This is a genomic window from Nocardioides luti (assembly GCF_014212315.1).
GTDB classification, from domain to species: Bacteria; Actinomycetota; Actinomycetes; order Propionibacteriales; family Nocardioidaceae; genus Nocardioides; species Nocardioides luti.
Map to the genome: position 1 here is coordinate 320,417 of NZ_JACKXE010000002.1, position 22,683 is coordinate 343,099.

The 22,683-nt window shown below is 67.4% G+C and carries 20 protein-coding genes and 1 pseudogene; 10 read left to right on the plus strand and 11 right to left on the minus strand.

From position 1 onward, the window contains the following. The first annotated feature begins 65 nt into the window (after positions 1 to 65). Together H5V45_RS20530 and H5V45_RS20535 are read left to right on the plus strand one after the other, a co-directional pair. Positions 66 to 1,187, plus strand: a complete 1,122-nt coding sequence (locus tag H5V45_RS20530; RefSeq protein WP_056680449.1) for an acyl-CoA dehydrogenase family protein — start codon at positions 66 to 68, stop codon at positions 1,185 to 1,187. 332 nt (positions 1,188 to 1,519) lie between these two features. After that, positions 1,520 to 3,181: a GMC oxidoreductase gene (locus H5V45_RS20535; protein ID WP_056680447.1), complete on the plus strand. Its 1,662-nt coding sequence runs from the start codon at positions 1,520 to 1,522 to the stop codon at positions 3,179 to 3,181. A 122-nt stretch (positions 3,182 to 3,303) separates the two neighbouring features. Here H5V45_RS20535 and H5V45_RS20540 read toward each other — a convergent pair whose 3' ends face one another. From H5V45_RS20540 to H5V45_RS20570, 7 genes and pseudogenes are all read right to left on the minus strand, one after another. Then, positions 3,304 to 4,131 (minus strand): SDR family oxidoreductase, encoded by an 828-nt coding sequence (locus H5V45_RS20540; RefSeq protein ID WP_056680445.1) that lies wholly within the window; start codon positions 4,129 to 4,131, stop codon positions 3,304 to 3,306. Between the two features lie 14 nt (positions 4,132 to 4,145). Continuing rightward, a complete protein-coding gene (locus tag H5V45_RS20545; RefSeq protein WP_056680442.1) occupies positions 4,146 to 5,654 on the minus strand; it encodes an aldehyde dehydrogenase family protein in 1,509 nt (502 codons plus the stop codon). After that, positions 5,651 to 5,941, minus strand: a complete 291-nt coding sequence (locus H5V45_RS21600) for a hypothetical protein (protein ID WP_056680439.1) — start codon at positions 5,939 to 5,941, stop codon at positions 5,651 to 5,653. The genes H5V45_RS20545 and H5V45_RS21600 overlap by 4 nt, the downstream gene beginning before the upstream one ends. A 36-nt stretch (positions 5,942 to 5,977) precedes the next feature. Beyond that, complete coding sequence (locus H5V45_RS20555) at positions 5,978 to 7,606, minus strand: long-chain fatty acid--CoA ligase (protein WP_056680435.1); 1,629 nt, start codon at positions 7,604 to 7,606, stop codon at positions 5,978 to 5,980. Positions 7,607 to 7,689: 83 nt separating this feature from the next. Further along, positions 7,690 to 8,892 (minus strand): NAD(P)/FAD-dependent oxidoreductase, encoded by a 1,203-nt coding sequence (locus H5V45_RS20560; RefSeq protein WP_056680432.1) that lies wholly within the window; start codon positions 8,890 to 8,892, stop codon positions 7,690 to 7,692. Between the two features lie 11 nt (positions 8,893 to 8,903). Next, positions 8,904 to 10,289 (minus strand): annotated as a pseudogene (locus H5V45_RS20565) (cytochrome P450); the annotation flags it as partial. A 22-nt stretch (positions 10,290 to 10,311) separates the two neighbouring features. After that, positions 10,312 to 10,632, minus strand: coding sequence for a 2Fe-2S iron-sulfur cluster-binding protein (locus H5V45_RS20570; RefSeq protein WP_056680426.1), 321 nt, complete (start codon positions 10,630 to 10,632; stop codon positions 10,312 to 10,314). 109 nt (positions 10,633 to 10,741) lie between these two features. Here H5V45_RS20570 and H5V45_RS20575 point away from each other — a divergent pair, with 109 nt between their 5' ends. After that, entirely contained in the window at positions 10,742 to 11,761 is a 1,020-nt protein-coding gene (locus tag H5V45_RS20575; protein ID WP_056680425.1) for a helix-turn-helix domain-containing protein, read from the plus strand. A 340-nt stretch (positions 11,762 to 12,101) separates the two neighbouring features. Here the strand turns inward: H5V45_RS20575 and H5V45_RS20580 are convergent, their stop codons facing one another. Beyond that, positions 12,102 to 12,590, minus strand: a complete 489-nt coding sequence (locus H5V45_RS20580; RefSeq protein WP_056680421.1) for a PaaI family thioesterase — start codon at positions 12,588 to 12,590, stop codon at positions 12,102 to 12,104. Next, positions 12,587 to 13,216 carry a TetR/AcrR family transcriptional regulator gene (locus tag H5V45_RS20585; RefSeq protein WP_056680413.1) on the minus strand — a complete coding sequence of 210 codons (630 nt, stop codon included), beginning with the start codon at positions 13,214 to 13,216 and terminating at the stop codon, positions 12,587 to 12,589. The genes H5V45_RS20580 and H5V45_RS20585 overlap by 4 nt, the downstream gene beginning before the upstream one ends. A gap of 189 nt (positions 13,217 to 13,405) precedes the next feature. Between H5V45_RS20585 and H5V45_RS20590 the strand changes: the two genes are divergently transcribed. From H5V45_RS20590 to H5V45_RS20610, 5 genes are all read left to right on the plus strand, one after another. After that, entirely contained in the window at positions 13,406 to 16,372 is a 2,967-nt protein-coding gene (locus H5V45_RS20590) for an MMPL family transporter (RefSeq protein ID WP_229662974.1), read from the plus strand. A gap of 22 nt (positions 16,373 to 16,394) precedes the next feature. After that, on the plus strand, positions 16,395 to 17,573 hold the full coding sequence (locus H5V45_RS20595; RefSeq protein WP_056680409.1) for a cytochrome P450: 1,179 nt from the start codon (positions 16,395 to 16,397) through the stop codon (positions 17,571 to 17,573). Positions 17,574 to 17,611: 38 nt separating this feature from the next. Further along, positions 17,612 to 18,139 carry a hypothetical protein gene (locus tag H5V45_RS20600; protein ID WP_056680406.1) on the plus strand — a complete coding sequence of 176 codons (528 nt, stop codon included), beginning with the start codon at positions 17,612 to 17,614 and terminating at the stop codon, positions 18,137 to 18,139. 805 nt (positions 18,140 to 18,944) lie between these two features. Next, positions 18,945 to 19,331: a YciI family protein gene (locus H5V45_RS20605; protein ID WP_185254957.1), complete on the plus strand. Its 387-nt coding sequence runs from the start codon at positions 18,945 to 18,947 to the stop codon at positions 19,329 to 19,331. A gap of 55 nt (positions 19,332 to 19,386) precedes the next feature. Beyond that, complete coding sequence (locus tag H5V45_RS20610) at positions 19,387 to 20,550, plus strand: RNA polymerase sigma factor (protein ID WP_343061670.1); 1,164 nt, start codon at positions 19,387 to 19,389, stop codon at positions 20,548 to 20,550. 241 nt (positions 20,551 to 20,791) lie between these two features. Here the strand turns inward: H5V45_RS20610 and H5V45_RS20615 are convergent, their stop codons facing one another. Further along, the gene (locus H5V45_RS20615) at positions 20,792 to 20,971 is read right to left on the minus strand and encodes an ASCH domain-containing protein (protein WP_185254958.1); all 180 of its coding nucleotides are present in this window, start codon (positions 20,969 to 20,971) and stop codon (positions 20,792 to 20,794) included. 256 nt (positions 20,972 to 21,227) lie between these two features. Beyond that, positions 21,228 to 21,377: a hypothetical protein gene (locus tag H5V45_RS20620; protein ID WP_185254959.1), complete on the minus strand. Its 150-nt coding sequence runs from the start codon at positions 21,375 to 21,377 to the stop codon at positions 21,228 to 21,230. Positions 21,378 to 21,733: 356 nt separating this feature from the next. Between H5V45_RS20620 and H5V45_RS20625 the strand changes: the two genes are divergently transcribed. Both H5V45_RS20625 and H5V45_RS22790 read left to right on the plus strand, forming a co-directional pair. After that, complete coding sequence (locus tag H5V45_RS20625; RefSeq protein WP_185254960.1) at positions 21,734 to 22,132, plus strand: VOC family protein; 399 nt, start codon at positions 21,734 to 21,736, stop codon at positions 22,130 to 22,132. Between the two features lie 96 nt (positions 22,133 to 22,228). Further along, positions 22,229 to 22,669: a HEAT repeat domain-containing protein gene (locus H5V45_RS22790; protein ID WP_185254961.1), complete on the plus strand. Its 441-nt coding sequence runs from the start codon at positions 22,229 to 22,231 to the stop codon at positions 22,667 to 22,669. Positions 22,670 to 22,683 lie beyond the last annotated feature (14 nt).

Genomic DNA, 22,683 nt, shown 5'->3' on the forward strand with positions numbered 1-22,683 from the left:
CAGATTGGTACACCCTGTACCCGACCTGCCGGAGGCACCCCTTGCCCACTCGTCGCTCCCCCTGGATGGACAAAGACCTCGACGACGTGCGCGACCTGGCACGTACGTTCTGTGAGAAGGAGATCAAACCGCACATCGAGACCTTTATCGCCGACAAGCACGTCGACAGGGAACTGTGGAACCGCGCTGGTGATGTCGGTCTGCTCTGCCTGTCGATCCCCGAGGAGTACGGCGGCGGCGGCGGCACCTTCGCCCACGAGGCCATCTTGATCGAGGAGCAGGCACGGGTCGGCGACAGCTCCTGGGGGGCGTCCCTGCACAACGGCATCGTCGCCCACTACCTGTTCGCCTACGGCACGGAGGAGCAGAAGCAGCAGTGGCTTCCCAAGATGGCTTCCGGCGAGGTCGTCGGCGCGATCGCGATGACCGAGCCCGGGACCGGCTCGGACTTGCAGAACATCAAGACTAAGGCGGTGCGCGAGGGTGACGACTACCTTGTCAGCGGCTCCAAGACCTTCATCACCAACGGCTCGCAGGCCGACCTGGTGCTCACCGTGGTCAAGACCGATCCGGACGACCGCGCCGCCGGCATCTCGCTGATGCTGGTCCCCACCAGCACGGAGGGCTTCTCCCGCGGTCGGGTGCTCGACAAGATCGGGATGAAGGGGCAGGACACCTCGGAGCTCTTCTTCGACAACGTCCGCGTCCCGGTCACCAACCTGCTGGGCCTCACCGAAGGCCAGGGCTTCGTGCAGCTCATGCAGCAGCTCCCCCAGGAGCGGCTGTTGGTCGCAGTGTCGAACGTCGCAGCCATGGAGTTCTGCTTGGCCGAGACACTGGCCTACGTGCGCGACCGAAGCGCCTTCGGACGGCCGATCTGGGGGTTCCAGAACACCAAGTTCAAAATGGCAGAGGTCGCTACAGAAGCTCGCGTGGCACGGTCCTTCGTGGACGAGTGCATCCAGCTCCACGTCGGCGAGGGTCTGGACATCCCCACCGCCGCCATGGCGAAGCTGTGGTGCTCCGAACGAGCGCAGCGCGTCGCCGACACCTGCCTCCAGCTGCACGGCGGCTACGGGTACATGAACGAGTACCCCATCGCCCGCATCTGGGCCGACATGCGCGTCTCCCAGATCTACGCCGGCACCTCCGAGATCATGAAGGAGATCATCAGCCGGTCCCTGTGAGGACCGACCCGGCTCCGGCGGCACCGCTGGAGCCGGCGGGCCGGGCCTTGTGCGCCGAGCCCCGCGGGATCCTCCGCGTTGAGCAACGGCACATGACGCCCACTCCACCGAGGTGACACCCTCGACAGACATCGTCTGACAGGAGTGCCATGAGCTAGCGAGTCGCCCTCATCGACCGGGCATCGACCCGGACTCGGTACTCCTGGCCGACAAGTGGAGACCGCTCCACGCCATCCACAGCTGACCGCCCGCACGTACACCCGTCAGATCGGCGGCACTGCCGGTCCGCCGCCCCACTCGCGTCGAACACCTCACAGAAGGATCCACATCCCATGACCTCGGCCCACTACGACGTGCTGATCATCGGCTCCGGCTTCGGCGGCTCGGTGACCGCCATGCGCCTGGCGGAGAAGGGCTACCACGTCGGGGTGCTCGAAGCAGGCAAGCGCTACGACACCGACGACCTGCCCACCTCGTCCTGGGACACCCGTCGGTTCGTCTGGGCGCCACGGCTCGGCTGCTTCGGCATCCAGCGCATCCACCTGCTGCGCGACGTCGTCATCTTGGCGGGCGCCGGCGTCGGCGGCGGTTCGCTCAACTACGCCAACACCCTCTACCAACCTCCTGCCCCGTTCTTCAACGATCCACAGTGGGCGCACATCACCGATTGGCACGCCGAGCTGGACCCGCACTACCAGACGGCACGGCGGATGCTGGGTGTCACGCAGAACCCCCACGTGACGCCTTCGGACAAGGTGCTGCGCGAGGTCGCGCGCGACATGGGTGTGGAGCACACCTTCACACTGACCCCCGTCGGCGTCTTCTTCGGAGAGCCCGGCAAAGAGGTTCCCGACCCGTTCTTCGGCGGGGCGGGGCCGCGCCGCACCGGGTGCACCCAGTGCGGGTCGTGCATGACCGGGTGCCGGGTCGGGGCGAAGAACACCCTGGACAAGAACTACCTGTACTTCGCGGAGAAGCTCGGGGCCGAGGTACGTCCCCTGACCACCGTGGTCGACGTGCGCCCGCGCAAGGGAAGCGGGTACGTCGTCGACACCGTCCGCACCGGCAGGTCCGCGCGCCGTCGCCGCAACCGGCAGTCATTCACGGCCGACCACGTCGTCTTCGCAGCGGGCACCTACAACACCCAGAAGCTGCTCCACCGACTGAAGGCCACGGGCTCCCTGCCGCACATCTCCGCCCGACTGGGCACCCTGACCCGTACCAACTCCGAGTCGATCCTGGGGGCGAAGTCCCGCGATCGATCCAGCGACTTCACGCGCGGCGTGGCCATCACATCCTCGATCCACCCCGACGAGTTCACCCACATCGAGCCGGTGCGCTACGGCAAGGGCAGCAACGCCATGTCCCTACTCCAGACCGCGCTCACCGACGGGGACGGCCATGGGCCCCGGTGGTGGCGCTGGCTGCGGACAATCGCGACCCAGCCCTCTCATCTGACGTGGTTCAGCCCGCGACGGTGGTCGGAGCGCACAGTCATCCTGCTGGTCATGCAGACGCTGGACAACTCCATCACGGTGCGGTCGAGGAAGACCCTCCTCGGTCGCCCCACGATCACCTCGGGACCTGGCCACGGGGCGCCCAACCCCACCTGGATCCCCGTCGGCAATGAAGTCACCCGTCGCGTCGCCGAGAAGATCAACGGCGTGGCCGGCGGGTCCACGGGGGAGATCGCCAACATCCCGATGACCGCTCACTTCATCGGCGGGTGTGCCATCGGTGACTCCCCGGAGACCGGGGTCATCGACCCCTACCACCGTCTCTACGGGCACGACGGGATCTTCGTCGTCGACGGCTCCAGTATCACGGCGAACCTGGGGGTTAACCCGTCGTTGACGATCACCGCGCAGGCCGAGCGGGCAGCCTCCCTGTGGCCCAACAAGGGCAATCGGGACGAGCGTCCCCCGTTGGGCGCCGGCTACCAGCGGATCTCCGCCATTGAGCCGGAGCGGCCGGCCTTCGCCCCCCGGACCTGATGCCCGTCGTCGAGGGCGGCCAGCACCCGGCCTAAGCCACGGGACAGGAGACGACCGCGAGCGCCACGCGACGCTCGCGGTCGTTTCGGATGATCCGTGGCGCGCGATCGCGCCCTGTGGCATCAGCTGCGACCGACCCGCTCCAAGTAGGCCTGACGCGCCGCGGAGTCCACGCGGTCGAGGAAGACCGTGTCGGTCCCGAGCATCGCCCCGAGCTGGGTCGCGATCCGCTCGGGAACGAACTTCATCGCCGCCACCATCGTGCCGGCGATACGCGTGACTCGCACGAAGGGCTGCGGGCGCTCGATGAGAGCCGCCGTGGCGCGCGCGATCTCCTGCGGCTCTGCGTTGCGCATGCCCTTGGCCCCGCTCGTCCCCGCGACCAGCTCGGTGTTGGTGAAGGTCGGACGCACAGTGGACAGGGTGACACCCGACCTGCGGTACTCCTGCCGGGCGGCCTCGGTGAACCCGATGACCGCGAACTTGGTCCCGCAATACGTCGCCAGCCCCGGGACCGGGAGCTCCCCGGCCAGTGAAGCCGTGTTGATGATGTGTCCCTGTCGCCGTGGCAGCATCCGCTGCAGGGCGATCTTGGTGCCGAAGATGACGCCCAGGATGTTGATCTCCACCTGCCGGCGGGTGACCTCGTCGGTCTCCTCGTGCACGTGCCCCGTCGGCATGACACCCGCGTTGTTGATGAGGACGTCGATCGGCCCCAGTGCTTCCTCGGTCACGTCGAGGAAGGACGCCACGGAGGCAGGGTCGGTGACATCTAGACGCACCGCGACGTCGAGGCCGAGCTCCTCGGCGGCCACCTTGAGCTGGATCTGGTCGATGTCCCCGATGGCGACCCGGTGACCGCGCCGGATGAGTTCCTCCGCGGTGTGGTATCCGATCCCCCGGGCGCCCCCGGTGATGGCGACCACCCGTCGCTTGTTCGTTGTCGTCATGGTTCCTGTTCCTTTCAGAGGCCGAGTCGCTGCCGCAGGCCGCGACCAGCGGCCAGGCGCAGCACTCGGCCGGCGATCGCCGTACGCCGGGCGGAGTACGGGTACCAGGTGAGCTCCTTGGTGGTCAGCGGGATCCGCGGCTCGGTGATTGCTTGGACGCGGCAGTACTTCCGCAGACCCTGCGCGCCGCCGAGGCGAGCCCCCAGGCCCGAGGACTTCCAGCCGCTGTGGGGTAGCCCCACGGCGAAGAGGTTGCTGAAGACGTCGTTGATGTTGACCGCACCGACCTCCAGTTGGTCGGCGATGCGCCGCCCTCGGGAGACGTCTCGTGTCCACACGGTGGCCGAGAGCCCGTACGCGGAATCGTTGGCCAGGGCCACCGCTTCGGCCTCGTCGGCCACCCGCATGACCGGCAGTGTTGGCCCGAACGTCTCCTCGGTCATGCAGGCCATGCTGTGGTCGACGTCCACCAGCAGCGTGGGGGCGAAGAAGTTGCCTTCGTCGGCCCGCGACCCGCCGACAAGCACGCGCGCACCGGACTCCTGAGCCTCCCGCACATGCCGCTCGACCGTGTCCACCTGCGCCCGGGTCACCATGGCGCCGACATCATCGCGGGCTCGAGAGCCCTGCTTCAGCGCTCCGAGGGCCGCCACCACCTTCTCCACGAACCGGTCGTAGACCGCGTCCACCACGTAGACCCGCTCGACCGAGATGCAGACCTGCCCCGAGTTGAAGATCCCGCCCCAGACGATCCCGTGCGCGGCCCGATCGAGGTCGGCATCCTCGAGCACGATGGCAGCGTCCTTACCGCCCAACTCCAGGCTGACCGGCTTGAGCAGCTGAGCACAGCGCGTGGCCACCCGACGGCCCGTCGCCGTCGAGCCCGTGAACTGAACGAAGTCAACAGCCTCGACCACCGCTCCTCCAGTGTCCCCGGCCCCCGCGACGTGCAGGAGGACCGGCGGGGCGCCGATCTCGTGCCATCCCTCGATGATGCGCGCGCACGTCAGCGGGGTCATCTCCGACGACTTTGTCAGCACCGCACATCCCGCTGCGAGCGCCGGCGCCGCATCCATCAGGAACAGGGTGATCGGGAAGTTCCACGGGATGATCAGTCCGACCAACGGGTAGGGCCGATAGCTGCGGGTCAGCCGCTTCGGAAGGCTGAGCAGCCCTCCTGCCCCCACTCGTTCGGGGGCGAGGAACTCCTTCGCATGGTCGGCGTAGAAGGAGATGAACTCGCACGAAGCGGTCGTCTCCACCAAGGCGTCAGGGCGGACCTTGCCGGTCTCTGCGACGAGCAGGTCAGTGAGCTCATCGGTGTGGTCGAGGATCCAGCCCCGCCACTTGCGCAGCCAGGTGGCTCGCGCAGCAGGACCCATGTCGCGCCACGCGACCTGCGCCGCGCGCAGGTCCTCAGCGGCGGCGCGCACGCGGTCGCCGTCGACGATCGGGACCGATCGGAGTACTTCGCCGTCGGCGGGACGTCGGATGTGCAGGGTGGGTGCGGACGGGGCGTTCATGACACTTCCTCGAGGTCGGTGACGGTGCCCGGGAGGGCCTGGCTTGCTGCGCCATCAGACGACGGTCGACGGGGGCCGCTGTGGGCTTGCAGCGGAGTGCGCGGGACAGCAGCAGTTGCGAAGTCGCTGGCGAAGGAGTACGCAGGCGTGGTGATCCCGTGCTCGCGGCACCATGCCCCGGGCTCGCGCTGGGAGCGGCGCGGGATGCCGTTGGACGGCTCCTGCTGGAACGAGATCGGCGGCAGCGGCGGCAACTCCCGGCCGGACTCGGCCGCGAGCTCGTCCACCAATCGCGCCTCGCGCCGTGATGCCTTCCCATGCAGTCAGAGATCGATGACAGCGAGGTCGCCGTCGGCGTGCCGGGCGCGGAGCAGCTTCTTGTCGAACTTGCCGACCGAGGTCTTGGGCACGTCGGGCACGAAGCACCACCGCTCGGGCAGCCACCACTTGGCGACCTTGCCCTCGAGAAAGTCCCGCAACTGGGAGGGAGTCACCTCGGACCCGTCCCGAACGACGATCACGGCCAGGGGCCGTTCCTGCCACTTCTCGTCCGGAACGCCGATGACGGTCGCTTCCAGCACATCCGGGTGACCTGCGAGCAGCAACTCGAGCTCCACTGACGAGATCCACTCGCCGCCCGATTTGATGACGTCCTTCGCCCGGTCGGTCAAGGTGACGAAACTACGCTCGTCGATCCGTCCCACGTCTCCGGTACGCAGCCATCCGTCGTCGAACTTTTCCGCGTCCTCGTCACCGATGTAGGACCCCGTGATCCATGGGCCGCGAACCTGGATCTCCCCGACTGACTTCCCGTCGTGCGGCACCTCGTTACCGTCGTCGTCGATCAGTCGCAGCTCGACCCCGGCGACGGGACGACCTTGGGAGGCCCGCAGTGCCCAGTGCTCCTCGCCCTCGACCGCTGCCGGCGGCCGAGCGATAGCGGCTAGGGGCGAGGTCTCGGTCATCCCCCACGCCTGCACGATCTGCACGCCGTACTTCTCCTGGAAGGCCTTCATTAGATGAAGCGGCACGGCCGATCCACCGCAGGCCACCAGCCCCAGCGACGAGATGTCGTGACCGGGGTTGGAGTCGAGGTGATTCAGGACGTCACTCCAGATCGTAGGCACAGCTCCGGCGATCGTGGGGCGCTCGCTGCTGATGAGTCGCACCAGTGGCTCGGCCTGGAGGAACCGTTCGGGCATGACCAGGTCGGCTCCTGCCATCAAAGCCGCGTAGACCAGTCCCCAGGCGTTGGCATGGAACATCGGCACGATCGCCAGGATGGCATCGTCACCGGTGACGCTCAGCCCGTCGGCGGCACACGCAGCCATCGAGTGGAGGTAGGTCGATCGGTGGCTGTAGGCCACGCCCTTGGGGTTGCCGGTAGTGCCCGAGGTGTAGCACATGGCCGCAGCGGAGAGCTCATCGAGTTCCGGCCACTCGAACGTCTCCAGGTGACCTCCGATGAAGTCGTCGTAACCGACAACGGTGAGGCCGTCACGTTCGAGCGGCGCGAGATCGACACCCCCCGTGACGACCACGGTGTGCACCTCGGCGAGCTGCGGTAGGACCGCCGCCAGGAGCGGGGCGAGCGTACCGTCGACGATCACCACCCGGTCGTCAGCGTGGTTGGCGATGTAGACCAGCTGCTCGGGGGTCAGTCGAGGGTTGAGGGTGTGCAGGACTGCCCCCATGGAGGGCACTGCACAGTAGGCCTCGACGTGCTCCTGGTTGTTCCACATCAAGGTGGCGACCCGCTCGTCCCCCACGACCCCGCAGGCCCGCAGCGCGTGGGCCAGCTGCGCCGAGCGGCGTCCCACCTCGGCGAACGTGCCGGTCCTGACCGAGCCGTCGGGCTGGAGCGTGCGCACGCGCGCGGTGGCGTGCACACGGGCACCGTGCCGCAGGATGGCTGCCGTCGTCAGCTGGACGTTCATCATGGTGCTCTGCACGAGTAGTCCTCCGGCGATGGGGTGTTGAGGGGGGCGGTGATGGGGTGCGGGGCTTCGCCGAGGCGCGCGCCCGGCACTGTGAATCAGGAGGCGGCGGGCCGTTGCAGTTCCGCCCGATCGACGTCGAGACCCTGGCCGAGCGTTCTCTTGGCCTTCATGAAGTCCCGGGGACGGTTCACACAGTCCGCGGCGAGCAACCGCCCACGTTGGAGGTAGTAGCAGGTGAAGTCGCGATCGCGCGCGGGGTCGCCGCTTAGCACGATCTCGTCGTAGCCCGTGTTCAGTCCCGCGATCTGCAGCTTCAGGTCGTACTGGTCGGACCAAAACCACGGCAGCGCCGAGATAGGCCGCTCCTTGCCGCACAGCGTGGCGGCAGCCGCCTTCGCCTGCTCACCCGCGCTGGGCACCGCTTCAAGTCGCACCCGCCGGCCGTAGCGAGAAATGTAATGGATGGCGCAGTCCCCCGCCGCGACGATCTTGGGATCGCTGGTCGAGGCGAAGTCGTCGATCACGACACCGTCCTCGACCTGCAGGCCCGCCTCAGAGGCGAGCTCGGTGTTCGGGACCAAGCCCACACCCACGATGACCAGGTCTGCGGGAATCCGCTCACCCCCGGCTAGCACCACCTCGCCGGCGCGGCCGTCGCCGGCCACGGCCTCGACGAGAGCGCCCGTCCGCACCACGACCCCGGCGTCGCGGTGGATGCGCTCGTAGAACATCGACACCTCAGCAGCCGTGACCCTCTCCAGGACACGTTCGGCGGCCTCCAGGACCGTTACCTCCAGCCCGAGGGCGCGCAACGACGCGGCGGTCTCCAGCCCGATGTAGCCCCCGCCGACGATCACGGCTCGGCGACCCGAGGCCGTGGCCTCACGGATCGCCTCGACGTCCGCGAACGTCCGCAGGTAGAAGACGCCCGGCAGATCGATGCCAGGAATAGCCAGCGGACGCGCCCGGCCCCCGGTGCACAACGCGAGGCCGTCGTAGGCGAGCGTCTCACCGTCGCTCAGCACGACCTCTCCGGCCGCACGATCAATCTCGGTGACCGTCGCCCGCAACAGGCGGATCTTCTGCTTGTCGTAGAACTCCGCCTTGCGGATGGCGAGCTCCTCCAAGCTGCTCTTGCCGGCAAGGTAGGCCTTGGACAGGGGAGGCCGCTGGTACGGAAGCGCGGCTTCGTCACCGATGACGACAACCTCACCTGCCCACCCCTCCTGGCGAAGGCTGGCGGCCAACTGGGCCCCGGCGTGGCTGGCCCCGACGATCAGCGCCCTCCCCGAGGTCACGCGTCGGTCTTCGGCGTCAACTGGACCATCAACCGGCTGATCCCGCGCACGAAGTTGGACTGGACATACTCCGGCTCACCCACGACCTCGATCTTCTCGAAGCGCGGGAGCAGCTCTTCCCACAGGATCCGCAGCTGCAGCTCGGCCAGACGGTTGCCCATGCACCGGTGGACGCCAAAGCCGAACGCGATGTGGTTGCGTGCGTTTTTGCGGTCGATGATGAGATCGTCCGGACGTTCGAACACTCGCTCGTCGCGGTTTCCCGAGGCGTACCACATGACCACCTTGTCGCCCTCACGGATGAACTGGCCGTTGAGGACCGTGTCCTTCTTCGCAACGCGACGCATGTAGGCCAGCGGCGTCTGCCAGCGGATGATCTCTGAGATCATGTTGGGGATGAGGTCCGGGTTGGCCTTGAGCTTCTCGAACTGGTCGGGGAACTGATTGAGGGCGAGAACACCCCCGCTCATAGAGTTGCGTGTGGTGTCGTTGCCGCCGACGATCAGGAGCACCAGGTTGCCCAGGAACTCCATCGGGCGGTCGATCAGGTCCTTGGTGTGCTCGTTGCTCTGGAGCATGGTGATCAGGTCGAACCCGGGTTCCTCACCTGCCGCGAGTCGCGCCTGCTTGTCCCGCCACAGCGCGCTCAGTCCCCGCGCCGCGTCGACGAAGCCCCGGAAGACCTCGTCGTTGTCGGATGGTCCGCCGTTGGCCTGCTCCATGGAGCTGGCCAGGTCCGACCACTCGACGAGCTTGCGGCGTTGGTCGTATGGGAAGTCGAGTAGGGTCGCGAGCATCCGCGCGGTGAGCTCGATCGAGACGCGGTCGACCCAGTTGAAGGGCTCACCTACCGGGAGCTCGTCCAGTACTTCCTGGACCCGCGTGCGGATCAAACTCTCCATCTCGCGCAGGTTCTTGGGGGCGACTACGCCTTGGACCGCGGCTCGCTGGCGGTCGTGTCGGGGCGGGTCCATGGCGATGAACATCGCGACATCCATGAACCGTGGGGGCTCGCCGATGATGATGAAGGGCTCAGCCGAGAAGGTCTCATGGTCTTTGTCGACCGCGATGATGTCGGCGTGCCGAGTGACGGACCAGAAAGGTCCGAACGGGCTGTCGGCCTGGTAGTGGACGGGTGCCTCGTTGCGCACGCGCTCGAAGTAGGACTGCCACTTGCCCTGACGGTAGAGGAACGGGTTGCTCAGGTCGATGTCGGCGAGGGCGACGTCCTCCACGGGGGGAATGGGCTCCTCGACGAAGATCTTCTTCCCGTTGGTCCGTGTCACGAAGCGACGGGTCTTGTCGTACAGGTGCGCCCCGCGGATCTGGATCTCCATCGGGATGATGGACTGGGCTCGCTCAGCCACGGCGTCGGTCACGGTAGTCAGGGTCGTCATGGTGCAGTCTTCCTCTCGACGGTCACATCTGGAACTCGGGGAGTCGGACGACGAGGCCGTCCCAGCTCTCGCTCACCCGCATCTGGCACGAGAGCCGCGAGGTCGGCTCGCGCTCGGGGTTCATGGCGAGCATCTCCTCCTCGACCGGACCCGAACGGCCGACTTCGGCGATCCACTGGTCCTCGACGATCACATGGCACGTGCCACACGCGGCCTCCCCGCCACAATCGCCGTCGATCCCGGGCACCATGTTGTCTACGGCGATCTGCATGAGGGACGCACCCTCCTCGAGGGGTGCCTCGCGCTTCTCCCCGTCGTGGGAGATGAAGGTGACAACTGACATGGAACGACTCCTTGCTCGAACGTGAGTCAAGTGTTGGCACTCTGGACATGCTGTGGCTATGGTCACTCGAGTCAATATGTTGTGATTTCGGCTCAGGAGGTCACTGCCCATGAAGTCCCCCGAGCCCGGGGTGCCTCCGTTGGCGTTCGTCCAGCTCTTGAACAGCGATGCTCTCGGTCCTCAAGCCGTAGGTCGCTTCCGCGCGATCATCGACCGCGAGGGGACTTCCGAACTGGAGCTGGTCCAGCGCGACCGACAGGTGCCGATCCGGTGGTTCCGTGAGGTCTACCCCGGACTCGACCACGACGAAGCCACAAGCCTCGGGCTCTCCTTCGCCGAGCACGCGCAATTGACGTCGTTCGGCCCGCTCAGCCTGCCGCTAGTCAGCTCCGGCTCCGTGGCCGAGGTCTTCGAGCTGCTCGGGTATCTTCCGATCATCTCGAGCGCCTTGCGCCCCCACTTCCACAGCAGTCAGCGCAGCCTAACCGTGGGCCTCACCGGCCACACCGGCGATCGTGATCTCGACTGCCTAGTCATCACCTACGGCGGAGCGGCACTGCTGCGGCTCCTCGACATGCTGACGGGCCCGCTGCCAGGCGTCACGATGAACCTGGCTTGGAAGACACCCCAGTCCCCTCAGCGCATCGCCGGCGCGCTGGCCGGACGCTTGGTGTTCGGCGCACGCGCGTCGTTCATCGACGTTCCCGTCGACATCCTCCAAGCACCCTGTCGCTTCCCCGACCCGGTCGCCTATCGCATGGCCATCGGCGAACTGCGCCGAAGCCTCGACCGTCACACCGCTGCCACCAGCTTTACCGAGACCGTGAGGCGATTGCTCGAGGAGGACCCCGGACACATCAGCAGCCATGACATGGCTGAGCTCCTCGCAGTCTCCCCGAGCACCATGAAAAGGCGCCTCCACGAGGAGGGCACGACCTTCCGCGACGTACAGCAATCGCTGTTGCGCGAGAGGGCGATCGTCCGCCTGCTCGACCGATCGCTGACGGTCGGTCAGATCGCCATAGATCTCGGCTATAGCGACCTGGGCAACTTCTCGCATGCCTTTAAACGCTGGACCGGGCAGTCGCCAAGCGAATTCCGTCAGTTCGGTCGCCGCGAACCGGGCTAGGTAGGGCCCGGCTACCAACCTTCGCTCGCTTCGCGCCACTCAAGCAGCACGCTCGCGGCGTTGTTCACGCAGTCACGTCACCGTTGACGATCCAAGTGGGGGCGTCATCCCTCCCGACACGCACGCCGACAGCCATGTCAGCTCAGCGTGCGACTCGCACCCTTCCGTCGTCACACGGCAGAGGAACAGGCACCAGCCGGGAGTACCGACCGGGAGTACCGGTCGCGCCCGTGTCGAACCCGACCGCGCTGAGATCCCGCAGAGTCCCTCCGCCACGGTGCGCTTGCGACCGTGGCGCCCACGGGAACTTCGGGGATAAAGCGGCCCACCCACGTCTTAGTCATCGCGGCCTGCCCTGGTCGAAGTGGGTCACGTCCACCCTCAGGAAAAGGGCCGAAGCGAAGGCGACAGTTGGTCCTCCGGTCTCACTCATGTCGGCCTCCACGAAGAGCTTGCGCCCTTCTGTCCGGACGACCCTGGCCGCGAGCTCGTAGGTGGTGCCGAGGATGACGGGCGAGTCGTAGCGCACCTCGAGCTTCCGGGTCACCGCTGGACTGCCGGTGAGGTAGAGCAGGAACCCGAACAGGTCGTCGAGGACCGTTGCCACGGCGCCTCCGTGCGCGATCCCGGGAGCGCCGACGTGGCGCTCGTCGAAGACGTGAACCGCATGCACCTCGTCGCCGCGACGCTGGACGGTGAGGTGATGGCCGTGGGGGTTGTCGGGTCCGCAGGCGAGGCAGTGGTCGTGGTGCGGCGGAAGCCGGGCGCCGTCCTCGTACGCCCGGAACTTCTCGTTCCAGCTCGCGAGGAGCTCATCCAGGCTGGTCACGGCCGCTCACCCGATTCGTGGTCATCGCGAGTGCGAGGTGTCGCGAGACCGTCGAGGATCAGTTCGCAGATCGCCGCAGAGAAACGGGCCGCATCTGCGGACGGGCCAGTTGAAGACCCCTCGACCGCGGCGCTGAGACCGGCCACGGTGATGGCACCGAAGACGCTCATTGCAACGGCACCCGGATCGGCGACCTGGCGCAGCGAGCCGTCGGCGACGCCGTCGGCCAGAAGCTTCTCGATCGGCTGGTAGAACGCGCTCCGCAAAGCCTCGGCGAGGTCAGGCAGCCGGGTGGCACGGCCGAGGTCCCCCACGAGTGCCCGGCACAGGAACGGATGCTCGACCATCACACTTAGTTGTGCTGCGACGGCGGCCTCGAGCCGGGTACGGGCATCCTCGACCGTTGAGACTGCGACACCGACCTCGCCAGCGATGAGGTCAAGCAGGTCTCCCAAAAGGAATGCGAGGACCCCGTTCTTGCCGTCCAGGTGGTAATAGATCGTGGCCTTCGGGATACCCGTGGCTTCGGCGATGTCGTCGATCTTGGTGCCGTCCAGACCGCGCTCGGCGATCAGCTCGGCCGCGCCGTAGAGCTGACTGGCCAGCTTCGCCGGAAGTTTCCTCACCGCTCTCACTCCTCCCCTTGTGCCCCACCGTGCCAACTGGCCTCGACGTCGACCACATCCTATGTTGTACTGCCAGTACAACATTTCAGTCCAGAGCATTGGTGCGGGTGAATGGGTCGCGGACCACGAGCCGGAAGCAGCGGACCGCTGAGGTCTGCCCTCAGGCTGGGGCACCGCTTCCCATCGATCGTGGTGCTCGGCTGGGTGCTGGCCGCCGCCGCGCTCTCGCTGCTGGTCACCCCGCTGGGGACCGTGGTCGAACGCAGCAGCACTGCCTTCCTGCCCGAGGACTCACCGACCCTGCACGGGCTGCGGGTGATGGACACCGCGTTCGGGTCGGGCAACACCCACTCGTATGTGTTCGTGGTCATCACCGACGACGACGGCCTGGGCGTGGGGGACCGCCGCGTCTACGCCGACCTCGTGAGCACCCTCCAGAAGGAGCCGGAGCGGGTCTCGGAGGTCCAGGACTACCTCGGCAAGCCCGAGGCCCGGCGCTCGATGACCAGCAAGGACGGCGAGGCGACCTACCTAGTCGTCGGGCTGCGATCCGCGGTCGGCTCACCGGCATCCGACGAGGACGTGAAGTGGCTCCGCTCGGTCGTCGACGACCTCGATGCTCCACCCGGCACCGAAGTTCACGTGACCGGCGACCCGGCGATGATCGCCGACCTGACCACGGCGGTGAACGACGCCTCGTTGAAGATCACCGCGGTCTCCCTGTTCCTTCTGGTCGGAATCCTCTGGCTGGTCTACCGCCGGATCGCGACCGTCCTGGTGTCGCTGGTGACCATCGGTGTCGCCCTGCTGTGCACCCGCGGCGCCCTGGCCTGGGCAGGTGAGCACGGGCTGGCCCTGTCCACCTACACCGACGCGTTCGTCGTAGCCATCACCCTGGGCGCCGGGACCGACTACTGCGTCTTCCTCATCTCCCGCTTCCGCGAGGAATACGGCAACGGCCTCGAACCCCTCGATGCGGTAGCCGAGTCGGTCTCCCGGGTCGGGCCCGCCCTGCTGGCCTCGGCAGCCACCGTCATCCTCGGCGCCATCTGCCTCGGATTCACCGAACTCGCCATCTTCGCCACCACCGGCCCCCCGATGGCGATCTGTATCGCGGTCACCCTCGCGGTCAGCCTCACCTTCACCCCCGCCCTGATCCGCTGGTTCGGACCCCGCATCGGGCCAGCTCCGGCACCGCGGCCGGACTCGCGGTGGGCCCGCACCGGCCGCCTCGTCGGACGACACCCCGCCCGGATCCTGGTCGCGGGAGTGACGGTCCTGGTGCTGCTCGCGCTCGCGCTGCCCACGATGCAGCTCTCCTTCGACGAACGCGCCGCCCAACCGCCAGACACCCCCAGCAACCTGGGCCTCGCGGCGATGACCGAGCACTTCCCACCCAACCAGACCCTGCCCGACTACCTGCTCATCCGCTCCGACCACAACATGGCCAACACCCGCGACCTGGCTGTCATCAACTCCGTGAGCACCGCGGTCGCGAAGGTCGACGGCGTCAACCAGGTCCGCAGCATCACCCAACCGGCCGGAAGGCGACTGGAACCCGCCTCCATCGCCAACCAGCTCGGGAAACTCGCCCGAGGACTCCACCAGGCCGACCGCAAGCTCGAGTCCGGGGAACCCGGGCTGGAACGCCTCGCGTCCGGGGCCGGCGACCTCGGAGACGCCCTCGGCCAGGTCTCCGCAGGCGCCGGGAAGGCCCAAGACGGCGCCGGGAAGCTCAGCGACGGCAGCCGCCGCATCGCCCACGGCCTCGGGCAGGCAGCCGATCACACGAGCCAGGCCGCCAGCGGCGCCCGCCGGCTCCGCTTGGGCGCCGCCGCACTGGCCGCCGGGCTCCGCACCGCACACGACCAGGTCGCCCAGGCCGTCGAGGGCCTCGGCAGGATCGTCGAAGCCCTGGAGGACGATCCGATCTGCACCGCCGACCCGATCTGCAAACGCTCCCGTGAGGGCCTGCGCAAGATCTACACCGGCGAACGCGACCGGCTCCTGCCCGGCCTGGCCCAAGCGGCCGCCGGCGCCGAACGCCTCGCCGCCGGCGACGGACGCCTCGCGACCGGGCTCGACCAGCTCGCCGCCGGGCTCCGCCAAGCCCAGTCGGGCAGCAACCGGATCGCCGAGGGCCAAGCGCTGTTGAGCGAGAAGCTCGGCGAGCTCGAAGGCGGCACCGACCGGCTCGCCACCGGTGCCGCCGGCATCGCACCTGGCATCGAGCAGCTCCTCACCCAGACCGAGAAGCTCAGCAACGGGCTCGACGAATCCGGCGACTACCTCCAGGCCATCAACCAGCGCGCCGACACCCCAGAGGCCGGAGGCTTCTACCTACCCGCCTCCGCACTCGGAAAGCCCGACTTCGCCCTGGCCCGCACCCAGTTCCTCTCCGAGGACGGAAAACTGGCCCGCATCCAGGTCACCGGCGATACCGACCCCCTCACCCCCGCCGGACAGGAGCGCTACAACGAAGTCCAGGACACCGCCGACCAGGCCATGAACAACACCCGCCTCGACGACTCCACCATCCTCGCCACCGGCGCGGCCGGCCTCGGCGCCGACCTGGCCCACTACCTCGCCGACGACGCCGTCCTCGTGGTCGCCGCGGTCCTGCTCATGGTGCTCCTCATCCTCATCCTCACGCTGCGCGCCCTCACCGCACCGCTCTACCTCCTCGCCTCCGTCGTCCTGTCCTGTGCGGCCGCGCTGGGGCTCACCACCCTCGTGTTCCAGCAGCTGGTCGGACAAGACATCCACTTCACCGTCCCGGTCATCGTGTTCGTCCTGCTCGTCGCCGTGGGCGCGGACTACAACATCCTGCTCATGAGCCGGATGCGCGAGAGCGGCCTCGCCCTGGACCGCGACGAGGTCGCCCGCGCAGTCACCGCCACCGGACCCGTCATCACCGCCGCCGGCCTCATCTTCGCCTCCACCTTCGTGGCCCTGCTGTTCTCCCCCGTCGAAGCGCTCGCCCAGACCGGGTTCGCCGTCGCCGCCGGACTCCTGCTCGACACCTTCATCGTCCGCACCCTGGTCGTACCCGCCTGCGCGGCCCTTTTCGAGGACCGCAGCTGGTGGCCACACCGCAGGCCCACGCGCGCCCCGTCCGCACTGCAGCCAGCCACCACATCCGATGCACACGCGTGAACCGACAACCGAGAGAGATGCGATGAGCAACCAGCAGCTGACCTACAGCCCGTTCGACCCGGAAGTCATGGCGGACCCGTACCCCGTCTACCGCGAGCTGCGCGACCACGCTCCCGTGTACTGGTCCTCGCAGGCGAGCTGTTGGGTCCTCAGCCGCTACGACGACGTCTCCGCCGCCCTCGCCGATCCGGCGACGTACTCCTCGGCGTCCGGGATCTTCCCCACCCCGCCCGGGGTGGACATGACCGACCTGTTCCTGCCCATGCTCATCATGAGCGACCCACCCCGGCACACCCAACTGCGTCACCTCGTCAGCAAGGCCTTCACCCCCCGCCGCATCGCCGGGCTCGAGACACACATCCACACCATCGTCGACGACCTCCTCGACCAATCCCCCGAGACCGGCCCGTGGGACTTCGTCTCCGAATTCTCCGGACCTCTGCCCGCGATCGTGATCGCCGACATGCTCGGCGTGCCGCGTGAAGACCGCGACCGCTTTCGGACCTGGTCCACCACCCTGATCCAGTCCAACCCCGTGCGAGGCGAGTTCGGCGCCGGGCTGGACGCCGCTGCAGCCCTCTACGAGTACTTCTCCGCATTCCTGGCCGACCGACGCGCGCACCCCCAAGACGACCTCATGACAGCGCTCGTCCAAGCCGAAGTGGACGGCGAGCACCTCACCGAGGAAGAACTTCTCGGCTTCTGCCTGCTGCTGCTCGTCGCCGGGCACGAAACGACGACCAACCTCCTGTCCAACAGCGCTGTCATCCTCGCCCAGCACCCTGAGGACCGACGCGCTCTCGCCGACGACCCCGAACTCGTGCCAGCAGCCGTCGAAGAGCTGCTCCGCTACGACTCACCGGTCCAGGGCCTGGCACGCACCCTGACCCGACAGGTCGATCTGCACGGGCAGGCCATGGCAGCCGGCGACACCGTGCTGCTGCTCTTCGGCTCAGCCAACCGCGACGACCACGCGTTCCCCGACGCCGACCACTTCGACATCAACCGTCGCCCCGAACGACAGGTCGCGTTCGGGCGCGGCATCCACTTCTGCCTCGGCGCATCCCTAGCCCGCCTCGAAGCACGTATCGCTCTGCGAGCACTCCTCACCCGCCGCCGTGACTGGGATGTCGACATCGACTCCGCGGTCCGACTCCGCTCAGGCCCGATCCGCGGGTTCGCATCTCTACCCATTCAGTAGGTCAGCCACACACCATCCAGTCCCACGAAGGAGTACCCGTGAAGGACCGACCGAAGCCGAGCCGCGCAACAGTCCTCCACAATCTGATCGAGGAGATCCTCGCCCGAAACGACGGGCAAATCCCCACCAACATCGAAGGCACCGACACCTACTTCAACAACATCGAGGATCTCGCGAACGCGCTGCTGCTCCGCTGGCACACCCGCCTCGTGGCATCACTAGAACGCAGCCTCGTCGACGACCCTGAAGACCGCAGGGAGGCCGTCATCGAAGCCTGGCGGCACGCCACCCGGATCTACTCGGGCGTGCGGAAGGTCATCGACGACCTCGCGGACCACCCTCCCACCGAAGAAGTTGCTCATGCCGTCCGCGCGACCGCGCACAACGACTGGGCCGCCATGGCCGTCGCCGCCGGGCTGGCCAGTGCCTTCGATGAACCAGCAGTTCGAGTCGGCCACCGTCTCGAATTGGAAGCGCGACGACGCAACATCGTGGAGCAAAGCACCGCTCGCACGCCTCGGCCGCGAACCGTGCTCGGTAAGGTCAAAGCCATGATCACCGGTTGAGGCACCAGCGCCCAGAAGCAGAGCCTGCGGCGGGTGGTCGTCCAACCACAACGGCGTCTCTCAGCTTTGCTTCTAGCGCGGCCTCGTCCATCCACTTCGGTCGGGTCTTGGCGATGATGAGTTCGGGGTCTTCGCGCGGATGGCTTCCTCAGAAGGAGCGATGAGAACTCCCCAGAACCCGCCCATCCTGTAGTCGTTGGCGACCAAGTATTCGCCCTCCCCAAGGACGGCGGGCAGGTCGTCCCGATCGGCCATGCCGTGAGAATCTCGCGCCCGTCGGTCGCTCGCTCATGGCTGCCATGGGCGGGCGCATCGACTGCGTCCACTCCCCCGCCCGCCAGGAAGATCCGACACAGGGCACGGAGCTCGACGGCCCGGAGCGATGACCCCGACTCCCTAGCAGACCCGCATCCGTTACAAGCGTGGTACAAATTGTCGAAAGTCCTCGACGTTTGCGCAGGTCAGCATGGGTCAGTCAGTCAGTATTACGACATATAGTCACTTGTGCACATAGAGCTCGAACTCAGCGTTCGACAGCGAGGGCTCCGGTTTAGCCGGGGCCCTCGTTGCATCTCGAGTTTCGACGTGGCACACGCGACCTTCGTAGACACCAGCCACTCCCCTGGCCGCCGTTGCCGAAGTGCCCGCGCATAGCCGATAAGCGCGTGCACTTGGCCCTGCGTGTTCCGTCCCAGGCGTGGTTCACGGGGGGCTGCAGTGCTGACGATGTCGAGTCTGGTGGGATGGCTTCGACGTACGTGTGATGGGGCCGACCGCCGGCCCCGGCGACGTGAGGAGCCCTCCCATGAAGTTCGTGATTCTCATCCACTCGAATCCCCAACCCTGGGGACATCCCACAAGCGCGAACACTGCGGAGTACCAGGCGCTGCCCCAGCAAGAGCGTGACGAGCTCGGTGCCCGGTGGGACAAGGTGTTCGGCGATGCCGACGCGAAGGGTGAGATCGTCTACGGCTGCGCGCTCGGTGACCCCGGCGCCTCGGTGGTACTTCAGTACGAGGGGGCACCTGTGGCCACGGACGGCCCCTACGCCGAGAGTAAGGAACACCTTGCCGGGTTCTTCGTCATCGACGTCGCGTCGCAGGAGCGTGCCCAGGAGATCGCCGAAGCGTTCTCCTGTCCCGGCGACACCATCGAGCTGCGCCCGACGATGCGGCCGGGCTGCGAGTCCTGACGCCGTTTCCGGCTTGATCACGGATGGCGGGACGGAGGACGTGTGGCGTCGCGAGGTGCCACACGTCCTCGCTGCGCTCCAGCGTCGGGGCGTCGCTCTAGAGGACTGTGAGGACGCCGTCCAGGAGACGCTCCTGGCTGCTGCCGTGCAGTGGCCCCGTGAAGGCATGCCTACGAATCCCCGAGGATGGTTGATCCGGGTCGCTTCTCGCCGTCTCATCGACGCTCAGCGCTCTGATGCCGCCCGCCCTCGCCGCGAGCTCCAGACTGAGCAGGACCGCACGGCCACGTGGAGCCAGCGAGTCGATGACCACGACGACTCGCTCCAGATGCTGGTCCTGTGTTGTCATCCGGCGCTGACCACGGCCTCCGCAGTGGCGCTCACGCTGCGTGCCGTCGGCGGCCTTACCACCCGCCAGATCGCAGCCGGTCTGCTCGTCCCGGAGTCCACTGCCGCGCAACGAGTCAGTCGGGCAAAGGCCACCCTGCGCAGCGCCGGTGCCCGTTTCGAACCTGTTCCTCCCGAGCAGCTGCCGGCCCGACTCCATGCCGTCCGGCACGTCCTTCACCTGATCTTCACGACCGGGTCTTCGCTGCCTTCTGGGTCCACGGTCATCGACCGAACCTTGACCGACGACGCCATCCGCATCACCGAGCGTCTCCACCGGGCTGTGCCCCGCGATCCGGAGACCGCCGGGCTCCTTGCGCTCATGCTCCTGGTTGACGCCAGGGCCGCCACCCGCGTCAATGACGGCCGACTCGTCCCGCTGGCCGAGCAGGATCGGGCCGCGTGGGACGCCGCGCAGATTGATCGCGCGGTCTTGCTCCTCGAGGAGGCCCTGCCCCGCGGCCGCGTCGGGCCGTTCCAGCTGCAGGCCGCCATTGCGGCCGTGCACGCCACAGCAGCCGCCTTCGCAGACACCGACTGGCCACAGATACTCGAGCTCTACCGAATGCTCCTGACCGTCGCCCCCAGCGCGGCCGTTGAGCTCGGCGCAGCCATCGCGCTCAGCGAGGTCGAGGGCCCTGAGGCCGGTCTGGCGGCACTCGAGCCTCTCGCTGCGGCACGCCCCCGAGACCATCGCGTCATCGCGGCCCGCGCACACATGCTTGAAACCCTCGCCCGACCCGAGGCCGCTGTCGCCTTCCGGCAGGCAGCAGCACTCACCGACTCCATCCCCGAGCAGAACTACCTCAACGTCAAAGCCGGCCATGCCTGAGTGACTGGATCACGCGGAGTCGATGGTCGTCGCCGGCCGGGCGGTGGGTGCACTGCGGCATCCGCTCCTGCCGCGATCCGCGCGCCGCCGGGCGCACGCTCTTGCCGCGCGGGGGACGTTTGTCCGACCAAGCCACGATCGGTTGCGTCGTTCATCCAACCGAAATGCAGAGGGGACGCCGGATGGTACAAGACCGTCAGGCCGCGGCGTCGGGGTCGGCGGAGGCTACGAGGCCCCTGCCTCAGGGTCGACCGACCAGGCGGAAGCGCTGGGTCACGACCGGAGTGTCGTCGTTGATCTCCGGCACGTAGCCCAGGACTTTGGCCACGCAGTCGCTGCGGAAGAGGTCCTCGTGGGCGATTCGCCACGCGGCGACGTCGCTGTAGCCGCGCCCCTCGGCGTGGGCATAGGTGGCACTCACGGCGTCTCGGCCGTCATGGTGGCTGGGCTGACGGCGTCATGCCACGAATCTGCCAGGTCTGACACCGTCTCGGGTCTCCTGCCGGGCCTTGAGCCAAAGCTGGACCCTTGAGCCTGGCGTGAGGCTGATTGCGAACTCCTGGTCGCTTCCCCGTCGCACCGGAAGTGTCCCGACGGGGGGAATGGGACGTCCCTGGCACATCTGGGGAGGGCGAGGGCGCCGCCGTTCCAACAGCCGCCAGTCGGACCACTTCCTGTCAGGCGAGTTCATCGGCTGCGGTATCGAGGCGGTTGATTTGCGCGTCATCCAGTGTGATGGCCGGTGCGGACACGAGGTCGTCGAGTTGCGCGATGGAGGTGGCGGAAGCCAACGGTGCCGTGACGGTCGGCTCGTGCAGCAGACCCACACGAAGCGCTTACTCGTTACAAGCGTGGTACAAATAGTCGAACATCCTCGACGTTTGCGCAGGTCAGCATGGGTCAGTCAGTCAGTATTACGACATATAGTCACTTGTGCACGTAGAGCTCGAACTCATTGATTCGAGCACGAGGGCCCCGGCGCCGCCGGGGCCCTTGCTGCGTCTCGGTTCGGCGTGGTGAGCCCTTGCGTCACTGTCGCCTACCGCCCCGGGCGGTCAGCTGCCGAAGTGCACGCTCATGCCGATGAGCGGTCGCGCTCCGGGCAGCCGCTTGCGGGGCTGGTCCCAGCAGTCTTCGCTGTTTCCGGACGCTGTCCGTCCTCATTGCCTCCTAGCATCACCAGATGGATATCAGCCCGAAACTCGACCTCGTGATCCTCGACTGCCCCAATGCGCTGCAACTCGCCCAGTTCTACTCCGCATTGCTGAGTTGGCCCCTCGAAGAGGGAGCCGACGAATCGTTCGCGACACTCACCCCACCCGGCGGCGGTGTGTCACCTGACAACCCCGAGGGCCGAGCCACCCTCGCGTTTCAACGGATCGACGATTGGGTGACGCCGACCTGGCCCGGCGGTCAACACCCGCAACAGTTCCACTTGGACTTCAGTGTCGGCGACATCGACGCCGCTGAGCCCCAGGTGCTCGCCTGTGGGGCGCGGCGACACCAGCACCAGCCGTCCGTCGACGGCGGGTTTCGGGTGTACTTGGACCCCGTCGGACATCCCTTCTGCCTGATTCGATGAGGGTAGGAGTGAGAAGGCTTTGAGCGCAGCCTCATGCGCCGCTGCGCGAGGCGGCCGACATCCCGGGCTTTGAGCGAACGACCGTAGTCTGATCTGGTGACCGGCCGCGCTTCTTGGGGCAAGACACCTCGGCAAAGCGTCGAGGAGGAATGCGCGCGTCGGGGCAAGGACGAGGTCGTCGCGGGTTGTATCGCCTTGCTTCGAGGCGACGACGGCGATGGAGCGTTGATCTTCGCTCTAGGTGGCCCTCCGGCGCGCTGGGCGGTCGAGGGTGGCGAGCCTGGGCCTCCCTACTGGTTGCGGGTCTGGGCGCTGCGCGGCCTGCTTTGGGCTTGGGACGACGATGCCCTGCCAGCTGTGGAGACAGCACTGAACGACGAAGCGTGGCGTGTGCGCGAGATGGCCCTGAAAGTGGTCGCCCGACATCGGCTGGAAGACTTGATCGACCCCGTCGTCGCGATGCGAGAAGACGAATCGGCGCGGGTCCGAGCCGCCGTTTCGCGTGCGGAGACCTGCCTCGCTCGAGGCAGCAGATAGTCACGCAGCGCCGG